This is a genomic window from Actinomyces oris (assembly GCF_001929375.1).
Lineage (GTDB): Bacteria > Actinomycetota > Actinomycetes > Actinomycetales > Actinomycetaceae > Actinomyces > Actinomyces oris_B.
This window is the reverse complement of the sequence record NZ_MSGO01000036.1, coordinates 150,937-167,350: the sequence shown is the minus strand read 5'-3', so window position 1 is coordinate 167,350 and position 16,414 is coordinate 150,937. Positions and strand designations below refer to the sequence as shown.

14 protein-coding genes are annotated in these 16,414 nt (G+C 66.4%); 6 read left to right on the top strand and 8 right to left on the bottom strand.

Annotated features, from left to right (window positions below; all coding sequences use genetic code 11):
* The 4 genes from BKH32_RS08695 to BKH32_RS08680 all read left to right on the top strand — a co-directional run.
* The coding region (locus BKH32_RS08695; RefSeq protein ID WP_143222778.1) for an alpha/beta hydrolase at nucleotides 1-1,417 on the top strand (1,417 nt) is incomplete at its 5' end.
* A 257-nt stretch (nucleotides 1,418-1,674) separates the two neighbouring features.
* Nucleotides 1,675-2,598 carry a hypothetical protein gene (locus tag BKH32_RS08690; RefSeq protein ID WP_075249594.1) on the top strand — a complete coding sequence of 308 codons (924 nt, stop codon included), beginning with the start codon at nucleotides 1,675-1,677 and terminating at the stop codon, nucleotides 2,596-2,598.
* 186 nt (nucleotides 2,599-2,784) lie between these two features.
* Nucleotides 2,785-3,864, top strand: coding sequence for a hypothetical protein (locus tag BKH32_RS08685; RefSeq protein ID WP_075249592.1), 1,080 nt, complete (start codon nucleotides 2,785-2,787; stop codon nucleotides 3,862-3,864).
* Between the two features lie 249 nt (nucleotides 3,865-4,113).
* Entirely contained in the window at nucleotides 4,114-5,052 is a 939-nt protein-coding gene (locus BKH32_RS08680) for an ABC transporter permease subunit (protein WP_081376758.1), read from the top strand.
* Between the two features lie 363 nt (nucleotides 5,053-5,415).
* On the opposite strand, the gene BKH32_RS13615 is transcribed toward BKH32_RS08680, so the two are convergent.
* The 3 genes from BKH32_RS13615 to BKH32_RS08665 all read right to left on the bottom strand — a co-directional run bounded on the left by BKH32_RS13615 (nucleotide 5,416) and on the right by BKH32_RS08665 (nucleotide 9,254).
* On the bottom strand, nucleotides 5,416-5,895 hold the full coding sequence (locus BKH32_RS13615; protein ID WP_143222777.1) for a hypothetical protein: 480 nt from the start codon (nucleotides 5,893-5,895) through the stop codon (nucleotides 5,416-5,418).
* Between the two features lie 299 nt (nucleotides 5,896-6,194).
* Nucleotides 6,195-7,721, bottom strand: a complete 1,527-nt coding sequence (locus BKH32_RS08675) for a phospholipase D-like domain-containing protein (RefSeq protein ID WP_075249590.1) — start codon at nucleotides 7,719-7,721, stop codon at nucleotides 6,195-6,197.
* 426 nt (nucleotides 7,722-8,147) lie between these two features.
* Entirely contained in the window at nucleotides 8,148-9,254 is a 1,107-nt protein-coding gene (locus BKH32_RS08665; protein ID WP_256691446.1) for a hemagglutinin, read from the bottom strand.
* 151 nt (nucleotides 9,255-9,405) lie between these two features.
* Here BKH32_RS08665 and BKH32_RS08660 point away from each other — a divergent pair, with 151 nt between their 5' ends.
* Together BKH32_RS08660 and BKH32_RS08655 are read left to right on the top strand one after the other, a co-directional pair.
* Complete coding sequence (locus tag BKH32_RS08660; protein WP_075249588.1) at nucleotides 9,406-9,936, top strand: SprT-like domain-containing protein; 531 nt, start codon at nucleotides 9,406-9,408, stop codon at nucleotides 9,934-9,936.
* 62 nt (nucleotides 9,937-9,998) lie between these two features.
* Complete coding sequence (locus tag BKH32_RS08655) at nucleotides 9,999-10,328, top strand: heavy metal-binding domain-containing protein (RefSeq protein WP_075249587.1); 330 nt, start codon at nucleotides 9,999-10,001, stop codon at nucleotides 10,326-10,328.
* A gap of 956 nt (nucleotides 10,329-11,284) precedes the next feature.
* On the opposite strand, the gene BKH32_RS08645 is transcribed toward BKH32_RS08655, so the two are convergent.
* The 5 genes from BKH32_RS08645 to BKH32_RS08625 form a co-directional block, all read right to left on the bottom strand.
* Nucleotides 11,285-12,730: an MFS transporter gene (locus tag BKH32_RS08645; RefSeq protein ID WP_075249583.1), complete on the bottom strand. Its 1,446-nt coding sequence runs from the start codon at nucleotides 12,728-12,730 to the stop codon at nucleotides 11,285-11,287.
* A 61-nt stretch (nucleotides 12,731-12,791) separates the two neighbouring features.
* Nucleotides 12,792-13,637, bottom strand: coding sequence for an IspD/TarI family cytidylyltransferase (locus BKH32_RS08640; protein WP_075249581.1), 846 nt, complete (start codon nucleotides 13,635-13,637; stop codon nucleotides 12,792-12,794).
* 52 nt (nucleotides 13,638-13,689) lie between these two features.
* Nucleotides 13,690-14,172 carry a CarD family transcriptional regulator gene (locus BKH32_RS08635; RefSeq protein ID WP_003779424.1) on the bottom strand — a complete coding sequence of 161 codons (483 nt, stop codon included), beginning with the start codon at nucleotides 14,170-14,172 and terminating at the stop codon, nucleotides 13,690-13,692.
* 142 nt (nucleotides 14,173-14,314) lie between these two features.
* Nucleotides 14,315-15,133 (bottom strand): response regulator transcription factor, encoded by an 819-nt coding sequence (locus tag BKH32_RS08630; RefSeq protein ID WP_256691436.1) that lies wholly within the window; start codon nucleotides 15,131-15,133, stop codon nucleotides 14,315-14,317.
* Nucleotides 15,130-16,350 carry a sensor histidine kinase gene (locus BKH32_RS08625; RefSeq protein ID WP_075249577.1) on the bottom strand — a complete coding sequence of 407 codons (1,221 nt, stop codon included), beginning with the start codon at nucleotides 16,348-16,350 and terminating at the stop codon, nucleotides 15,130-15,132. Before BKH32_RS08625 ends, BKH32_RS08630 begins: the two co-directional genes overlap by 4 nt.
* Between the last annotated feature and the right edge of the window lie 64 nt (nucleotides 16,351-16,414).

Below are 16,414 nucleotides of genomic sequence, written 5' to 3'. Positions count from 1 at the left end.
TGATTTAGAGATATCCGAAAGCGGAGAGATTACGGCCGACTACAAGAAAAACCCTAGCCTTGAACCCACTCACGCAATGTCATTGATTGAAGGATACAAGAAGGAACGCGACCGACTTGTCGAGCAAGCGGATGACACGGCGACCTTCATCTCTTCCGTATACAACGAAATCACCAAACTGGACGATACAGCAAACGGCCCGAGCCCCGAGGTGGTCAACCACGGCGAGAGGCCCCCGAACCCAAAGTGGACCCCCAACCAGGTCAACGACTGGTGGACTTCGCTGACTGACGCACAACGGCAGAACATCATCAACAAGCATCCATCCTGGATCGGTAACCTTGATGGAATCCCCTCAAATGATCGATACCAAGCGAACCTGATTTGGCTCCCCATTATGCAGACCGAGATAGACAAGAGCGTCCAAGGCTACAAACCAAAGTACACAAGAGGAGGTATCAAAACTCCGGGATATGAAGCATTGATCCAGAGGCAAAAGGATATTCACGCCCTGTCAGCCATGTTCCTGGACGGCAAGGGGAAGCCCAAGTCCCTGGACGATGAAGGCATGCCCGCGCCTGTAAATGGGCGCACCCTGCTAGTACTGGACAACAGTGGCGACCACTTCCGAGCCGCAGTCGCCTCCGGGGATGTCGACAACGCCGCCCACGTGGTGGTCTCCACGCCGGGCATGGACTCAACGGTCGACAACGGCCTCGCCAAGGGTAATGGTGATCCTGCGAAGTATGTGAACGGTACCGAGAACATCATGAAGGAAAGCGGGCTCGCCTGGTCCACAGGTGACGATAAGGGCCAGGAAACCGTCGCGGGGGTAACCTGGCTGGGTTACGATGCTCCCCACGCAGATAAAGTCCTCTCCTCAGGAGAAGCCACGGAAGGCGGTAAGTACCTGGCCGACTTCTATGATGGCCTTCAGGAGACCCATCATGGAGATCCACACCTGATGGCGGCCGGTCACTCCTACGGATCCTTGGTGAACGGTTACGCATTGCAGAACTCGAGTTCGAGCCCTGTGGATGACTTCTCTGTGTGGGGGTCGCCGGGCGTTGGGACCACGGACGCCTCAGATCTGCACATGCTGCCCGACCACATGTTCTCCACCACTGCCGGTAACGACTGGATCGCGAGGTCTGGTTACTATGGCGGCACCGTCGGCGGCGGAGGCACCGCCGGTTACGACTCGGACTTCACTGCGCTGAGCACCGAGTCACAAGACGCCAACGGTTCTCATGGTCACCTGGCAGGGAACTCTGGCCACTCGGGATACATCCCAAGCGAAGACCCGAACAACACCAAACACCCCCCGCGAATGAGCACCTCCGTGCACAATCAGGGGCGGATCCTGCGAGGCGCGGGCCCGGAATATGTTGACGATTACTCCATCAACACGAACTAGGCCACCTCGAGGAAGCGGTCAGCATTTCCCCGGCTGTCAACCACGTCAACCTGGACGGTCATTGGAGGCTCAGCTTGTCAAGCACACCAGGTCATGATCTCGACACTTCCGACGATGACAAACAAGCATCGCCGGCAGACTCTAATAGCACAGATGGCTCCGGAAAGGAGTCCAGCCCCACCCAGGACAGCGGGACTTCTGGGGGTTGGAAGGCAGCGTTATCCGGCAGGTCGGCGGGATGGTGGGCTATCCGGGTCGTGGTGGTCGTCGTGGTGGTGGCGGTTGTCGGGTTGATGTACCTGGTCAGCATCACCCTCAACCCCGACAGCGGACCGGAGGGCTTCAAGGTCCGACGCATCGCCAGTGCAGCGGAGAAGCACCTGTCCAAGGATCCCAACGTCGTCTCGGTCACCATCATCAACGCCTCGGCCGACATCGGCGGCACCGAGGCCGACCTGGACGTACGCCTCAAGGACGACACCAGCGCTGATGCGATGGCGGACCTGCTGGCCTCCACCCATACCGCGGCCTTCGGCAAGAACAGCCCCGACACCAACATCAACCTCTACGTCACCCTGTCCTGGACACTGCACGGCACCAGAATCAAGACCACCTACAACTGTGCCGGCCGCCCAGACCTACTACGCACCGCCGAACAGGACCTGACCACCGCAGGTGAAGCCAAAACCATCGAAAACACCCATATCGACTACGGGCAAGTCACCGCACTCCCCACCACCTTCCTACAACCGAGCGCTCCTCGCTCCACCAAGACCTTCACCATGAACGGCTGGCAGGTCACCTCCACCAGCAACCAGCAAGGAAAGTTCACCACCACCGTCTCCTTCGAGCAGGTCATCACCGCCGCCAGGCAGGCCAGCGCCATTGGTGGGATCAAGGTCGACGCGTACACCGGCTCACTGTCGGTCACCGGTCTGGTCACCGACGAGCGCAAAGGCCTCACCCCCGAGGCAGCAGCACCCGTCATCCACGCCGTCGCCGACTGCCAAGCCGCAGGACTGACCAGACTCCAGCTCAATGGCAAACTTCAAAAAGGACTCTCCAGCGACGACGAGTACTGGCTGACTTTCACCTGCAACAACGGCACCTGGACACCCCACCATGGCGGCAGCACCGGCAAAGACGAAGCCGCCATCCTCGACAAAGCCGCCGAGCTCTAACCAACCCACCACCCCGCCTTCACCTCTGCGCCGTCGGACCAAACACCCCACCACCAAGGCGGATCAGGAAGAATGAGGCTTATTCACAGCATCCGTCAAAGGCACTGTGAACTGCGCAGATGCCGGCGTCGGCTAGCCCTGTGAATAAGCCTCAATACCTCCAATGAGTCAGCAAGGGAGCAGCCGATGCCCGACGAGCAGACCACACCTGAACACAGAGGAGACGCAGGGTCAGACGAAGCCCAGACAGCCGACTCGAGCAGCGAAGCCTCTGCCGGCCGGAAGAAACCGTCGTCGGGCAGGTCAGCGGGGTGGTGGGCGGCCCGGGTGATGCTGGTCGTCCTCGTGGTGATCGTTGGTGGTTTCTTCTACCTGATCGAGATCACCGTGCACCCCGCCAGCGGTCCGGATGGCTTCAGAGTCCGGCGCGTCGCCAGCACAGCTTCCAAGCACCTCTCCAGCAGCCCTGAGGTCATCTCCGCCAAGATCACTGAGGCCTCAGCTGACCTCGGAGGCAACGACGTCCGACTGGACGTGCGTCTCAAGGACAACACCAGCCCGGAGGCGGCCGCCAACCTGCTGGCCTCAACCCGGCAGAAGACGCTCCAGCAGGTACCCCGCTACAGCGGCGAATTCGTCATCTCCGTGTCCTGGAACGCCAAGGGCAGCAGCATCGACGTCGACGTCTCCTGTCAACGAGATCCCGAGGCAATCCGGACCGACGTCAAGCGCGCACTCACCCCCGTCGGAGAAGCGAAGACCTTCACCGGCAACATCGACGGCTATCAGGGACCCACGATCGACTACGGAGAAGTCACCACACCCCCCACCACCCTGACCCAACCAAGCGTCAAGAGATCCTCCAAGACCTTCACCATGAACGGATGGAAGGTCACCTCCACCAGCAACACCGAAGGACAGTTCCCCACCACCGTCCCCTTCGAACAGGTCATCACCACCGCCAGACAGGCCAACGCCACCGGCAGCATCGACCTCGACAATGGCACTCTGTCCGTCACCGGCCTGGTCACCGACGAGCGCAAAGGCCTCACCCCCGAGGCAGCAGCACCCGTCGTCCACACCGTCGCCGACTGCCAAGCCGCAGGACTGACCACACTCCAGCTCAACGACGAGGCAAGAAAGGAGCCCTCCAGCGACGACCTCTGGCTGACCTTCACCTGCAACAACGGCACCTGGACACCCCACCACGGCGGCAACACCGGCCAAGACGAAGCCACCATCCTCAACAAAGCCGCCGAACTGTAGACAGTTTGCCTCCCGCCTGCCCTGCTCCCACCTCACCGAACCACCCACCCCCTCATCCCGCAGTCACCGGGCATCCCGCGGACCGGGTAATGACTCATCGTCCCCGCAGACGACCCCTCCTCCCTCAGGGGGAGGAGGCCGCCCCTACTGCGTTCAGCCACTGGGACGATCACACCGGACCCCAGCCCTCCTAGCCTGGAATCAGTCAGGAAGAACGACGACCACGAGCATTCCGAGGACTGACGCACCATGACTACTACCATCGACGCCGCAGCCGGCCCGGCCACCAGCGTCCACCGTTTCGAGGCCCTGCAGAAGGCCGCCCCCACCTCCAGGTTATCCCGCACCGGGCAGCGGCGGGCCCTGGAGGCCGCCATCTGGCCCAGTCGGCCCCACGTAGCCGGACGGCAGTCCTTCACCGGCGCGGTGCGCGCCGAGTGGATCAAGCTGCGCACCCTGACCTCCACCTGGGTCACGTCGGCCATCACGATCGTCATCACGGTCCTGTTCGGAGCGGGCATGGCCGTGGGCTTCGCCGGCTCCCCCAGTCGAGCCGACGAGGCCAAGACCATGATCTCCATGGGCTCGGTGCTGGGCATGGTCGTCGTCGCTGTCCTGGGAGCCCTGATGATCACCGGCGAGTACGCCTCAGGGCAGATCCGCTCCTCACTGATGGCCGTTCCCCGCCGCGGACGTCTCTTCGCAGCGAAGGCGCTCGTCGTATCGGGTTTCTCCTTCGTCCTCGGGGTCCTCTGCGTGGCGCTGGCCTACGCCGCCTCCTATCCGTTCATGAAGGGCCACGCCGGTTCTCTCACGGACGCCCACTACCTGGGACTGTTCTGGGGCACCGGGCTGGTCTTCGCGCTCATCGCGCTCATGGCTCAGGGGGTCGGCTACCTCACTCGCTCCACGGCGGGGGCCATCACCGTGGTGGTGTCGGTGCTGTTCGTCGTCCCGATTCCCTTCAACCTCATGGCCGGCCACTGGAAGTGGGCGAACAAGGTCCTGGGACTCCTGCCGGACACCCTGTCCATCGCTGTCTCCGACCCCTTCAGCCTGGCTCACCAGTGGGGACAGGCCGGCACCGCCGCCTTCCTCCAGCACTGGCAGGCCATCGCCGTCTTCGCCGCCTGGGCCATCGTCCCGCTGGCGATCGCCGCGGTCGTCTTCACCCGCCGCGACGCCTGAGCCACCGGCTCACGCGCCCCATCCGACCCTTTCTCCAGTTCCACACAGTCGTCCCCCGCACCATCCCGGTGCGGGGGCCGACGACGTCCATGCGGACAGCTCGGATCGTTCAGCGCTGGGGCTGGTCTTCCCGGTACTTGCGCATCCAGGAGCACCTGGTCCGGTACAGACGAATCGCCCTTCCTAGGAGCACACATACTGCCAGGAAGATGAGCCCTAGCAACCACTGCGGGATATCCATGATTCACCTCCCAGCGTTTAAATACGAGGCAGACTCTCACCCAAGTATACACCGCACGCAACAAAAGGATGAAGATGTATTCGCACAGGACTCAACGAACCCCCGCCCACCCGAGAAGGACCTCAGACACAAACACGCTTGGGCCAAGATGTGTGATCCGTCCAGTACAGGAGCCCAGATCCAGTGATACCTACACCGATCCCCAGAGCATTCAACACGGCACCCGCAGGAAGACCGACGATAGTCCCATCCAGGAAGGCCCCTACTGCAGCCGTGGTACCACCAGCCGCAATGACATACCAGGCGTAAGCAACAACGGCCCACTTGGGGATGGTGACGCATGTCGAGGCCGGCGCCTCGACAGGGTCAGGCTGCCCCGCGACCAGTCGATCATAGGTCTCAACGGCTTTCTGATAGTCTTCAGCCGAAGCTTCCGCCTTATACTCGGCTTGAAGCTCCGCCACCTTCGCCTGCTCAGGACTTTGCGCAACCGGATGAGGTGCAGCCACAGCTTGCCCTGCCGCACCAAAGAACATTCCGATCGCCACAACAAAAGCCATCACCGGAGCACCAATCCGCCCCAGCACTCGCGTCGCACTCATCGAGATCCCTCCTTCGAAGTCATCGATCCCGGGCAGGACACCGAATACTCCTGCCCTCGTCATTCACCTCAATATACCGGTTGGGTAAATGATGCCTCCATCATACCCCTCCACACAAATACTTCCCATCGGACAATGCACCAAAGACCGACAGTTCCCACGATGGTCTCTGACGGTCGTTTTCACACCGGATTCCCAACAGATCCATCCCGAGGCCGAGACAACCAAAACGGCCACGTATTGTACGTTTCCTATAAATCTGAAGCGCAACTGGGAGCAGCACTCACCCCCGGCCATCCTCACAGCACGGCGGACATGAGGCGGCAGACGTTGTCCACGTAGCGGTTGTACCAGGGCTCGGTGGCCCACAGCTCGGGGGTCAGCTCGGTGCAGATAGCCCGATAGTTGGCGCCGTTGATGCGCAGCAGGTCGTCGAGGTCCCCGCCGAAGGCCAGCAGCATGACCTCGTAGTTGAGGGCGAAGGAGCGGAAATCCATGTTGGAGGACCCGATGACCCCGACCTCGTCGTCGACCGTCATGTACTTCGAGTGCAGGACGGTCGGCGAGGGGTAGAGGTAGATCCGCACCCCCGCCGCCAGGAGCGCCGAGTAGTAGGAGCGCTGGGCGTGGCTGACGATGAACTGGTCGGACTCCTTGCCCACGAACAGCTCGACCTCCACCCCCCGGTAGGCGGCCGACGTCATCGCCGCCAGCAGCGCCTCGTCAGGGATGAAGTAGGGGCTGGTGATGGACACGCGCCGCTTGGCCCCGTGGATGAGGGCCAGGAACATCCGCAGGTTCGGCTCGGTGGGGTACCCAGGCCCGGAGGGGATGAGCTGCATGGCGTTGACGACAGCGCCCGGCCGCCCCGGCCGGGGAGCCGGCGTCCCTATCGGGATCCCCGGCAGACCCGCCATCTCCGGCAGCATTTCCACGGGCGTTCCCAGGGCAAGGTCGAAGGCCTCGAGCTGCTCACCGGCCTCGAAGAACCAGTCCATGGCGAAGACGGCCTGGGCCTCCAGGACGATCTCGCCGGTGACCTCCACGGACAGGTCCTCCCAGCGGCGCCCGGCCCGCACATTGCGCCAGGTCCGGTAGGTGGGGTCGATGACGTTGTGGCTGCCGATGAAGGCCTTCTCGCCGTCGATGACCAGGATCTTGCGGTGGTTGCGCAGGTCCGGGCGGCGCCAGCGGCGCTTGAGCGGAAGCAGCGGCATCATGAGGCGCCAGCGGATGCCGGCGTCGGTCATGCGCTGGCAGAACTGCTTCCAGCCGGGGTACTTGCGGCTGCCCAGGTGGTCCAGGAGGAGGCGCACCGTGACCCCGCGGGCCACCGCGCGCTCCAGGGAGCTGAAGAAGACGTCGGTGACCTCGTCCCAGCTCATGATGTAGAACTCGACGTGCACGTGGTCGGTGGCGGCGTCGATGGCTCGGGCCATGGCCTCATAGGTGCTGCGAGGATCGGCGTGGACGGCCACGACCTCGCCGCTGACGCAGGGCAGGCCGGTCAGCCGGCGGTTCATGCGCACCGCCCCGGCCAGGTAGGTCGAGGGCCGCGCCCCCTTGGGCAGGTCCGGCATGGCGCGGGTGTAGTCGAGGGTGATCTCGTTGACGGTGTGCTGCTGGCGGCGCCGAGTGCCGTGCACCCACGGGCTGCCGATGAGCAGGTAGAGCGGGAGTCCCACGACGGGCAGCAGGAAGATGAGCAGCAGCCAGGCGGTCGACGACGACGGGCGACGGTTCTCCGGAACCGTGCCCAGCGCGGCGATCTTGATGAGGTACTCGATGACGACCCAGGTGGTCGCCAGTACCGGCGGCAGCGTCATACTCGCATCATGTCATGCCCACTGACAGGTCCCCGCAAACATGCCTGGGCGTAGACCGGATGGTCCTGCGCCCAGGTACTGCGAAGGCCCGCCCCAGTTGAACCACCGGGTCGGGCCCTTCGCAACGAGGTCGCTTACCGGTTCCCATTCGGCAGCGGGTCCTCCTTCGCCGAAACGCCCGAGCACATTCCCTTGGCTGTGGCCCAGACTCAGTGATGGCCGGTCAGTGGTACTCCCCAGTACCTCACGGTCGCCACCGTTCAGCGGTGACTATGACTCTGCCGATGCTGTCTGAGAGAAGACTGAAAATCGCGCATCTAAATGATGACGCTTGATGACGATATGGTCACGATCTTCCGGGGGCTATGACACCTCACCTGGAATCCCTTGAAATACAGCGGAATCCGTCCCCTCCGCCGGCCCCCCTCAATCCGACCTCGGGGTACCGAAGAGGGTTTTGAAGTAGCCGTAGAAGTTCCAGTTACCCCACGAGGTGCACTGGTCCCCGCCATGTGCGGCGGCCTCATTGGGCTGGAAGGGCGTGTAGTTGTACAGGCCCGCCGTCGCCTGGTTCTCCACCGTCACCTCACCACTGCCGCACAGCACATCGGGCGAGTAGGCGATTTGTGTGGGCTGCTGCGCCACAACGTCGTAGCTGCCCGGGTCGAGGCGGTAGCGATGGAACTGGGAGGCCGCCCCGTAGAGCTGGGAGGGGAAGCCGGCCCACTGGGGGTCGCAGGTCTTATGGTCGGGGCAGGCGTAACCGGCTGCGGCCTCGTAGTCGCGAGCGCTCAGGCTCGCGCCGGAGGCGGTGAGCAGCCCCTGCTCCTTGTGAATGAGGACGAGGAGCACCTGGGGATTGATGTCGCAGGCTTGGGAGACCTTCCAGATGACGTCGGCCGCGCTGACGCCGGAGGCGGCCTCGATGCCTCCGGGGCAGAAGGTGCTGGCCGGACGGGCCTGCACGGAGAAGGTGGCGGTGGCCAGGCACTCGGTGCCGTCACTGCCCGGCTGGCAGCCGGCGTTGACTCTGGTGACGAAAGCGGCGATCTCCTCGCGCGTCATGGCCTGGGAGTCGTAGAAGACCTCGTCATCGATGATGCGGGCGGCGTTGAAGCCGCTGGCGTCGGGCACCAGGGGTGCGGGCGCAGAGCCTGTTCCGGTGTCAGCGGCCCGCCCCCACCCCAGAGCGAAGCCGCCGAGCGAGGAACCGGTAGCACGCAGCACGATGAGTCCCACCAGGAGCGTGACCAGGAAGGCGACCAGGGCGACGCCGATCGGGCTTCTCAGGAAGGACTGAAGGACACCGCCCCTGCGTCCCCGTCTCCGTCTGGCACCGGCACGCAGGAGGCCGCCCCTTCGGCGTCCCTTGCCCCGCCCGGGACGACGACTCGCATCGTCCCGTCGGGCGTGATCGGTACCGCGCTGCGCGGCTGGGCGGGCGCTGCGCAGCGCACGTGCGGGCTGAGGCGAGCCGGATCCTGCGGTGCTTCGTTGGGGCCGCGGACGTCGGCCGGAGGGATGGTGGGACATCGGCGCCATCGTGTCACATCACGGGCCGATGCACGGCCCGAAGCAGCCCGAGCTTCCCAAGACGACTGTCCGACCAGAATTCGGCGGGAGGCGATGCGTCCCACAGTACCGCCGTCGGCCGGGTGAGTCCGCCGTCGCATACCGTGGGGCCGTGAATCTTCCCGACGTCCTGAGCCTGACGCGCTCCCTCATGGAGAAGGCCGACGTCGGCGACTGGGATCTGGCCTTCGACCGGGCGCGTCGGCGGGCCGGACAGACCGATCATGCACGACGTCGGATCACGCTCAGCCGCCACCTCATGAGCCTGTACGACGAGGCCCAGGTCCGCGAGACGGTCCTGCACGAGATCGCCCACGCCCGCGTCGGCCCTCAGCACGGGCACGACGCCGTCTGGGCCGCCGAGGCGACCCGGCTGGGAGCCACGGGCCGGCGGCTCATTGACGTTCAGGCTCCACGGCTACGGGGACGCTGGGTGGGCAGGTGTCCGGCAGGCCACGAGGTGGACCGCATGCGCCGTCCGGTCTCACCCGTCTCCTGCTCGCGCTGCGCCTCTCGATTCGACCTGGGACACCTCCTGACCTGGAGCCTCGACGGAGAGCCCGTTCCCCATGAGCGGATCAGCGAACGCTACAGCCGCCTGCTGAGGCTGGCCAGGCAGGCCGCGCCGTCAGGTCACGAGTAGATTTCGACGCTGTAGGGTGCTCGTACCAACCATCACCGCATAAGAACGGAGTCATCGCCATCATGCTCGTGACCACCACCCCCACCGTCGAGGGATACCCCGTGACCCAGTACCTGCGAGTCGTCTGCGGTGAGACCATCGCCGGAGTCAACGCCCTCAAGGACATGGCCGCCGGGTTCCGCAACATAGTGGGCGGTCGCTCCCAGACCTACGAGGCCGAGCTCGTTCAGGCCCGGGAGACGGCCCTGGCTGAGATGGTGCAGCGCGCCCAGGAGCTCGGCGCTGAAGGCGTCGTCGGCGTCGACATCGACTACGAGACGCTGGGCTCGGACAACGGCATGCTCATGGTGACCGCCTCGGGCACCGCGGTGCGGTTCTCTCCCGCCTCCTGAGCGATACTGAGCCCCACCCCCTCTCAGGGGAAGGCTTGAGTCACCGAACCAACCCACCCGCGAATTTCCCAGATTTTTCCCAGGATTCTGTCCCACATCCTCACAGGGTGAGGGCGTTACATAGTGATCACCGCTGGACAGGGACGGTCTCGAGGGTTGGGGAGCCCAGTGACAGATCGATCCTCTGAGATGGCGTCGGGTCATAGGGAGCCTGACACCATCGTTTCGGCGAAGGAGGAACCTCCTCCTCGGGTGCATGGGACCCCGGGTTGCAGGTGGAACCTCGCGAGGCTTGGGCCTGCGGTTCGGACTTCCGAACCGCGGGCCGAGTCCTTTCTCGGGCCCCACCGGCACCCCCTTCCTGGCTTCCTGCCCTGCTTCGGCGCCAAGGAGGGCCTCGTCGTGATGAAGCGCCTCGCGGTCGTAGGGTAGGTCGCGCGGTCGTACCCTCAACCCTCGACCGCGCGACCTAAGGTACGAACGCGACGGCGGTCTACGCGGCCGGCTTCGCCGCCAAGGCCCCACGGAGTCGATCCCGTCCTCCGTCCAGTGTCCACAGCGCTGACATCAACGAGCCCACCCTCAAAGCTCCCCTCGAGAATCGTTGGAATTCCGTGGTTGGTCTTCGGTGTGCCGCATCGGTGCGGAGTTGATGTCAGCGTCATGGACACCAAGCCGCCGGCCATGCCCACTCCACGAGGGCGGGGTGCTACTGCAGGAGAGTCGGGGGTACTCCAGGTAGGTGGGGCCTTCGTGCAGTACGCACAACCCGCGACCAGCAGATCCCCGCCCTCGTGGAGTAAACCGGTTCGGGGCACAGGCGGGCCGGAGGAGGCCAGGGGTTGTCCGGCCACCGAGCTCCCTCTTGAGCGAGCGCCTCGCGGTCGTAGGGTAGGTCGCGCGGTCGTACCCTCAACCCTCGACCGCGCGACCTAAGGTACGAACGCGACGGCGGTCTACGCGGCCGACTCCTCATCGGCGACGGGGTTGCCCACGCGCAGCATGAGGAGCAGCCCCATGGCCAGCACCGCGACGATCCCGAGGATCCCCCAGTAGTTCGCGCCCGGCCCGACGATGCGCGTCCCCAGGTAGATGAAGATGCCGTACATCGCGGGCGCCATGAAGGACACCGCCCGCCCGGTGGTCGCGTAGAGCCCGAAGATCTCGCCCTCCTGCCCCTCGGGTATGAGGCGGGCCAGGAAGGATCGGGCGGCCGACTGGGCCGGCCCCACGCAGGCCGACAGGAGCAGGCCCAGCACCCAGAAGGCCACGGTCCCGGCGGTGTGCAGGAAGAACACCAGCAGGCCGGCCACCACCAGGATGATGAGGCTGGCCATGATGACGTTGCGCGGCCCGAAGCGGTCATCGAGCCGCCCGGCCCAGATGGTGGCGATACCGGCCACGATGTTGGCCACGATGGCGAAGATGATGACATCGCCCGATGAGAAGCCGAAGGTGTTCTGGGCGATGATGCCGCCGTAGGTGAAGACCCCGGCCAGCCCGTCCCTGAAGACGGCGGCGGCCAGCAGGAACCACAGCAGGCGCGGCTGGAAGTTGTGCAGCTGGAGCAGGGTGCGCCACAGCAGCTTGTAGGAGGTCAGGATCGACTCCTTGCGCCTGCCCTGGTGGGAGACGGCCTCCACCGGCTCTGTCTCCATGGCGGCCCGGTCCCGTCCCGGTTCAGCGGTCGCCATCCCCTCACTGACCTCCCCGACGTCCTCGGCGCAGGAGCGCCCGAGCCTGCGGGAGCGGTTGATGAGGACGGGAAGCGCGGACAGACCGAACCAGGCCGCCGACACCAGCATGGCGACGCGCACCCCCATCCCGCTTCCGGCGGGGAAGGAGACCAGGGGGCTCGGCCCCACGAGGGCGACGTAGAGGATGAGCAGCAGGACGATGCCGCCGAGGTAGCCCATCCCCCACCCCAGGCCGCTGACGGCACCGATGCGGTCCTTGGAGGCCAGGTGGTTGAGGATGGCGTTGTAGTTGACCGAGGCCAGCTCGAAGAAGATGTTGCCGACCCCCAGCAGGACGATGCCGAACCACAGGTAGCCGGGCTCGGGCCGCACCAGGAACAGGGCCGCCGAGACCGCCACCACCACCGCGGTGTAGCCCCCGAGCCAGAAGACGGTCCGCCCGCCTCTATCCGAGCGCTGCCCGGTCACCGGCGCCAGCAGGGCGATGAACAGGCCGGCAATGGCCAGCCCTAGGGACAGCGCCGACTCGTTGTCCGCCTTGGCCCCGAAGGAGTCGCTGACCAGGTAGACGGTGAAGACGAAGGTGGTGATGACCGCGTTGAAGGCCGCCGATCCCCAGTCCCACAGGCCCCAGGCGATGACGGGCCAGGACAGGAGCCGGGTGCGGGAGCCGGCCTGCGTCGGAGCAGTCACTGTCATGCTCATGGGAGAGACGATAGAGCCATCCGGGCCGGTGGCGGTACCGAAAGGGGAACAGACCTGATCATCAGTTCTCCCCACACCCTCCGGCAGGGCGCTCCCCCTGAGCGGTCTGCCGCTCCAGGAGCAGCTCGGCCAGGGCCAGATCCATCGGCGTGGTCACCTTCAAGGCGAGCTCGTCACCTGCGACGACGACGACGCTGCCGCCGCAGGCCTCAACCAGGCCGGCGTCGTCGGAGGCGGCGAGCGCCTCGTCTCCGGCCCGCTCGGCCCCGGCACGATGGGCGGCGACGAGCACGGAGGTCTCGAAGCCCTGCGGGGTCTGGACCGCCCGGAGCCGGTCGCGCCGGGGAGTACCGACGACGGGCTCGGCCTCCCCCGTCTGGCGGGCCTCGACCTCCTTGACGGTGTCGGTCACGGGCAGCGCCGGGACCACGGCCTCGTGTCCGGCTCGCACAGCGGCGATCACGCGCTGTGTCACCTCCGGCGGCGTCAGCGCCCGCGCGGCGTCGTGGACGATGACGACGTCGGCATGCGGCACGGCGGCCAGGGCCGCTGCGAGCCCCAGGGCCACGGAGGCCTGCCTGGAGCGGGGCGAGCCGGCGACAACCTCGATCCCGCCGCATCGGCCGCCCTCGCCCGCGGCTGCTCCGTCCGCCAGGCCCTCGAGCTCGGCGCGGAACCGGTTGACCTCCTCAGCGGGGGCGGTGACGACGACGTACCTGACGGCGCCCGAGGCGATGAGCCCGGCCGCCGCCCGCCGCAGGAGGCTGACGCCGCCCACCGGGACGAGGGCCTTGGGGACCCCGGCGCCCAGACGGGAACCGGAGCCCGCCGCGGTAAGAACGGCGACCGCCCCACCCGGAGGGGACTCGGGCGGGGCGGATGCTTGGGATGAAGGGCTGGTGCTCACGGGCAGGACGCTACCGCGTCCCCGTCACCCTGAGCACGGGCACTGCGCGATCTTAGGAGGCGAGGACCTCGTCCAGGCGGGACTCGGCCTCCTCCTCGGGGGTCTTCTGGGCCAGGGCCAGCTCGGAGACGAGAATCTGGCGGGCCTTGGCGAGCATGCGCTTCTCACCGGCGGACAGGCCGCGGTCCGTGTCACGGCGGGAGAGGTCCCGCACGACCTCGGCGACCTTGATGACGTCCCCGGAGGCGATCTTCTCCTGGTTGGCCTTGAAACGGCGAGACCAGTTCGTGGGCTCCTCGGTCAGCGGTGCCCGCAGCACCTCGAAGACCTTTTCCAAACCGGTCTCATCAACCACGTCACGGACGCCGATGAGCTCAACGCTTTCGGCGGGCACCAAGATGGTCAGGTCACCCTGGGCCACCTCGAGCTGCAGATACGTCTTCTCCTCACCGCGTACCTTGCGCTGCCGGATATCAATGATCCGGGCGGCCCCGTGGTGCGGGTAGACGACAGTCTCACCGACTTCATAGGTCATAAGGATGACTCTCCAGACTGGTTTGGGGACCTCTAGTTTATCAGGTCATTCCGCGCAAAGATCGGGGACGTATCTCACAGAGGTCACGGCGGGCGCCACCCGGAACCGGGAGCGAGAACTGCGGCGCCGCCCGCATTGGGGATCAGTGCTCCGAATCCCCATCCAGGCGATAGCCGAGCCCCCTGACAGTGGTGATGAGAACCGGTTTGGAGGCGTCGGCCTCAATCCGGCCCCGGAGCCGTTTGACGTGCACGTCGAGAGTTTTCGTGTCTCCCCCGTAATCGGGTCCCCACAGGCGCTCAAGGATCTGGCTGCGGGTGAGCACGCGGCCGGGGTGACGCAGAAACAGCTCCAGGAGCTCGAACTCCCGCAGCGGCATGGCGACCGCCTCGCCGTCGACCCTGACCTCGTGGCGCTCGACGTCCATCCGCACCGCACCGGCGACCAGCACCGGCTCGGGCTCCGGGGCGCCGGCGCGGCTACGGCGAAGGACCGCCTTGAGGCGCGCCAGGAGCTCCCGGTAGGAGTAGGGCTTGGTGACGTAGTCGTCGGCCCCGATCTCCAGGCCGACGATCTTGTCCAGCTCGGTGTCCTTGGCGGTGAGCATGATGACCGGCACGGAGGAGGAGCGCCGGATCCGGGTGCACACCTCGGTCCCGTCCAGGCGGGGCAGCATGAGGTCCAGCAGGACCAGATCGATGGGGCCGACGCCGCCGGGGCGCCGGGAGGCCTCGAAGATCTCGACGGCGCGCTGGCCGTCCTCGGCCTCGACCACCTCGAAGCCGTCGCGCCGCAGGCCGAAGGCGAGCGGGTCACGGAAGTTCTCCTCGTCCTCGACCAGGAGGATCCGCGTCGGGCCGCTCACCGGAGTCGTCGACGACGCGGCCGGTGCGTCGGAGGGGACGAGCGCCCCCGCACCCGGCCCCGCACTCGACGCTGCGGAGCGCTCCGCCGGGCTCATGAGCCGCTCCCGGGGGTGTGCTCCGCCGCGGCGTCGGCGGGCTCGTCCTCGACCGAGCCGGCCCCGACCGGTTCGCCCTCGCCCAGGCGCGGCAGCACGAGGGTGAAGGTGGAGCCGCGTCCCGGGGCGGACCACAGCTCGACGGTGCCGCCGTGGTCGGCGGCCACGTGCTTGACGATGCTCAGGCCCAGCCCGGTGCCCCCGGTGGCGCGCGAGCGGGCCTTGTCGACGCGGTAGAAGCGCTCGAAGACGCGCTCCTGCTCCTCCTTGGGGATGCCGATGCCCTGGTCGACCACGGCGATGCGCACGATGTCGGGGTCCTCCGCGTCCAGCGAAACGCCCACCGAGACCCGGGTGCGCGGCTCGGAGTAGCGGATGGCGTTGTCCAGCAGGTTGCGCACGGCGGTGGTGATGAGGGCGGCGTCGCCGCGCACCCGCAGCCCCCTGGTTCCCCCGGCCACGAGGGTGATCTGGCGGCCGTCGGCCTCGACACGCACCCGGTCCACGGCCTCGGCGACGACGTCGTCGATGTCGACGACCTCGGGCTCGGCCAGGGCGTCGCCCTCCTGAAGGCGGGTGAGCTCGATGATCTCCTGGACCAGGACACCCAGGCGGCGGGCCTCCTTGCGCATGCGCCCGGAGTAGTCGCGCACGAAGTCGGGGTCGTCGGCGCCGGCCTCAACGGTCTCAGCGAGCAGCTGGATCGCGCCGACCGGGGTCTTGAGCTCATGGGAGACGTTGGCGACGAAATCGCGGCGCATGGCCTCCACCCGGCGGGCCGCGGTGTGGTCCTCGATGAGGATGAGGACGCGCCCCTGTCCGATGCCGGCCACGCGCACCTGCAGGTGGAACTGGCCCGCGCCCGGCACCCGCCCCCGGGCCACGGTGACGGCCGCGTCCTGCGCCTGGCCCGAGGCCCGCACGCGGCTCACCATCGCCACCACGGTCGGCTCGACGACGGCGTCGTCGCGCACGATGTTGAAGGTGTAGGCCGACGCCGAGGCGCGCAGGACCTCGTCGTCGTCATCGAGGACGACGACTGTCGAGCGCAGTGCCGCCAGCACCGGGACGGCCGTGTCGGTCCCGGCCAGGCCGGCCAGGTCGGCGGCGCTCGTGGCCTCCCTGCGCTTGCGCCGGGACAGCGCGACACCGATCCCCGCCCCCAGGCACAGGAGGCAGATGGCGGCGATGAGGAGAACGGTGACGGTCAGGCCCACGTCTCTAGGGTAGATGAGCGCCGACGGCGCCCACCGGCCCGCCCCCGCCCTGGGCGTGCCGCTT

What these genes read in the sequence shown, in the direction of transcription:
- BKH32_RS08685 (WP_075249592.1), top strand. Translation starts at nt 2,785, where the DNA reads ATGCCCGACGAGCAGACCACACCTGAACACAGAGGAGACGCAGGGTCA.
- BKH32_RS08680 (WP_081376758.1), top strand. Translation starts at nt 4,114, where the DNA reads ATGACTACTACCATCGACGCCGCAGCCGGCCCGGCCACCAGCGTCCAC.
- BKH32_RS13615 (WP_143222777.1), bottom strand. Translation starts at nt 5,895, where the DNA reads ATGAGTGCGACGCGAGTGCTGGGGCGGATTGGTGCTCCGGTGATGGCT.
- BKH32_RS08675 (WP_075249590.1), bottom strand. Translation starts at nt 7,721, where the DNA reads ATGACGCTGCCGCCGGTACTGGCGACCACCTGGGTCGTCATCGAGTAC.
- BKH32_RS08665 (WP_256691446.1), bottom strand. Translation starts at nt 9,254, where the DNA reads ATGTCCCACCATCCCTCCGGCCGACGTCCGCGGCCCCAACGAAGCACC.
- BKH32_RS08655 (WP_075249587.1), top strand. Translation starts at nt 9,999, where the DNA reads ATGCTCGTGACCACCACCCCCACCGTCGAGGGATACCCCGTGACCCAG.
- BKH32_RS08645 (WP_075249583.1), bottom strand. Translation starts at nt 12,730, where the DNA reads ATGAGCATGACAGTGACTGCTCCGACGCAGGCCGGCTCCCGCACCCGG.
- BKH32_RS08635 (WP_003779424.1), bottom strand. Translation starts at nt 14,172, where the DNA reads ATGACCTATGAAGTCGGTGAGACTGTCGTCTACCCGCACCACGGGGCC.
- BKH32_RS08630 (WP_256691436.1), bottom strand. Translation starts at nt 15,133, where the DNA reads ATGAGCCCGGCGGAGCGCTCCGCAGCGTCGAGTGCGGGGCCGGGTGCG.